The 2,825-nt window shown below is 28.7% G+C and carries 2 protein-coding genes; both read left to right on the top strand.

From position 1 onward, the window contains the following. The first annotated feature begins 261 nt into the window (after nucleotides 1–261). Nucleotides 262–1,317: a signal recognition particle-docking protein FtsY gene (gene ftsY / locus OL66_RS03405; protein WP_034172480.1), complete on the top strand. Its 1,056-nt coding sequence runs from the start codon at nucleotides 262–264 to the stop codon at nucleotides 1,315–1,317. A 187-nt stretch (nucleotides 1,318–1,504) separates the two neighbouring features. Further along, on the top strand, nucleotides 1,505–2,825 hold a 1,321-nt coding region (gene ffh / locus OL66_RS03400; RefSeq protein ID WP_034172479.1), incomplete at its 3' end, for a signal recognition particle protein.

Here is a 2,825-nt window from a genome sequence, read left to right as displayed (position 1 = left end):
ATTTATAATGTTGTAATTATTATTTATAATATTTTAATTAGTCAATTTTGGAATTTGAAATAAATTTTGTTAATTGGGGTTATAATAAAATTCTTTTTATTGTTTGTTTTGGTTTTTTTAATTTATCCTTAAATATTTTATGATAACAAAATCCCCAAACCCTAAAAAACTCAATCAAAAAGCAAGTATTTTAGTTATAATAATTGGGTATAAGTTTTTTATTTTGATACCTTAATTACTTTCAAAAAGGAGAGTTTATAAATGTTTAAATGGTTGAAAAGTAAATTTTTTAAAAATAAAAATAATGATAAATATCAACTAGGTCTTAAAAAAACCAAAGCTAGTTTTCTAGATTTTCAAACTCTTTTGAAACAATCTAACAATATCGAAAAAACCCTATTACAAGCATTAGAAAGTTTTTTAATTCAAGCTGATTTTGGTACTAAAACCACTCTTTTTTTGATGCAAGCTATCAAAGATGAAATTAATCAATTTCAAATTAAAAATCCTCAAAAGCTTCCTTCTGTTGTTGTTTCTAAAATGCTTGATTTGTATCAAAATATGAAAGGTATGAAAGGCATATTAGAAAGTCCGCAAGAACAAGACAAAGAACAAGAAAAAGAACAAAAAAAACAAAATCAAGATTCCAATCCAACAAATCCCAAAGACACTTTTCAATCTCAAAATAACTTGCCTCAAATGTATTTGTTTACAGGAGTTAACGGAGTAGGAAAAACAACTACTATTGGAAAAATGGCTGAAGCATTGAAACAAGAAGGCAAAAAAGTATTATTGATTGCTGCTGATACTTTTCGTGCAGGTGCAGTAGAACAACTCCAAATTTGGGCAAAAAGAGTAGGTGTGGAAGTTTTTTGCAAGCCTTTGCCAGCTCATCCTACAAGTGTTATTTTTGAAGGCATCGAACTTGCTAAAAGTCAAAATTATGATATTATTTTGTGTGATACTGCTGGAAGATTACAAAACAAAACTAATTTAATGCAAGAATTAGCCAAAATTAATCGTGTTATTTGCAAACATTTGCCCGCCTCCAATTTACAAACTTTTTTAGTTTTGGATGCTACTACAGGGCAAAATGCTATTAATCAAGTTGATTTGTTCAATCAAGCAACTCCACTTTCAGGAGCCATTTTAACCAAGCTTGACGGCACTTCCAAAGGAGGGATTGTTTTTGCAATTAAATATTTATACAATTTGCCCACTAAATATATTGGTGTAGGCGAAAAATCCCAAGATTTAATTACTTTTGATGTTAAAAATTATCTTTTTAATTTATTTGAAGGTTTTTTTACTTCTTAAGATATTTTATAATTGCTAATTATAAAGAAAAAATAACAAATAACAAATAACGAAAAACAAACACAAAAAAACATAAAAATTATTATATCAAAAATAACGAATTCAAAAATATTTAAAAAACATTGCCCCAACAAAAAATTAAACCCCACAAAAACAAATTTCACAACATCAAAAAGGAGATAAAAATATGAGTATATTAGGTGAAGGCTTACAAAAAGTTATTAACAAAATTAGAGGAAAAAAAATCTTAGAACAACAAGACATTCAAAACATTATGCAAGATATTAAAGTTTCTTTGGTAGAAGCTGATGTTCATTTACAAGTTATTGATAAGTTTAATGAAATTATTGAAAAAAAGACTTTGAAACAAGAAGTTTTAAAAGGACTGAACCCCAAAGAACATATTATTAAAATCGTAAACGAAACCCTAATTCAAATTTTGGGTTCTACTCGTGCAGATCTTACTTTTAAGCCTAATTGTAATTTGGATACTTTAATGTTAATTGGGTTGCAAGGAAGCGGTAAAACGACTACTGTAGGAAAATTAGCTCTTTGGTTGCGTAAAAAAAATAGTAAAAAAGTTTTGCTTGTAGCTTGTGATATTTATCGTCCAGGAGCAGTAGAACAATTAAAAGTTATTGGTAAACAAATCAATATTGATGTTTTTTCTAAACCTGATACTGCTGTTTTAGATATTTTAGATGCAGGATTAAAACATGCTTTGCAAGAAGGATATGATGCAGTAATTATTGATACTGCGGGGCGCCTTGATATTGATGAGACAATGATGCAAGAATTGCAACAAATTAAAGCCAAAGCCAATCCTTCAGAAATTTTGTTAGTTGTGGATTGTCTTTCAGGACAACAATCTGCTAATACTGCTCAGTCGTTTCATAATCAAGTAGGAGCAACTGGAGTTATTTTGACCAAAATGGATGCAGATACTAAAGGAGGAGCTGCTTTATCAGTAAGAGCAATTACAGATCTGCCTTTAAAATTTGTTTCTTCTTCAGAGACAATTGACAGTTTAGAGCCCTTTAATCCTGATAGAATGGCATCTCGTCTTTTAGGAATGGGAGATATTTTAACTTTAATTGAGACAGTTACCGATAAAATTGATCCTCATCAAAGTAAACAAATGATGGAAAAATTATTTGATGATAGTTATAATTATTATGATTTTCAAAAACAATTAAAAACATTAAAAAAAATGGGTTCTTTCAGCAAATTGTTAAGTTTTATTCCTGGATTAGGTGGTAAGATGAAACAACTTTCTGCCAGTTTAGGTGATGATGGATTTAATAAATTTGAAGTTTTAATTCAAAGTATGACTAAACAAGAAAAGAAAAATCCTCAATTAATTGCTTTGAGCAGTAGACGTAGACAAAGAATTGCCAAAGGTTCTGGTAATCAATTAAGTGATGTTAACAAGCTAATTACCCTTTTAGAACAACAAAAAAAATTAGCTAAGCAAATGCAACATTTTGATGATCAAGATCTTGATAAAT

Origin of the sequence: Chrysanthemum yellows phytoplasma (assembly GCF_000803325.1) — a bacterium.
In the GTDB taxonomy this organism is placed as follows: Bacteria; Bacillota_I; Bacilli_A; order Acholeplasmatales; family Acholeplasmataceae; genus Phytoplasma; species Phytoplasma asteris.
This window is presented reverse-complemented; position numbering and strand designations above follow the sequence as displayed.

Coding starts and splice junctions, on each gene's coding strand:
- ftsY (WP_034172480.1), top strand. CDS start 262: ATGTTTAAATGGTTGAAAAGTAAATTTTTTAAAAATAAAAATAATGAT.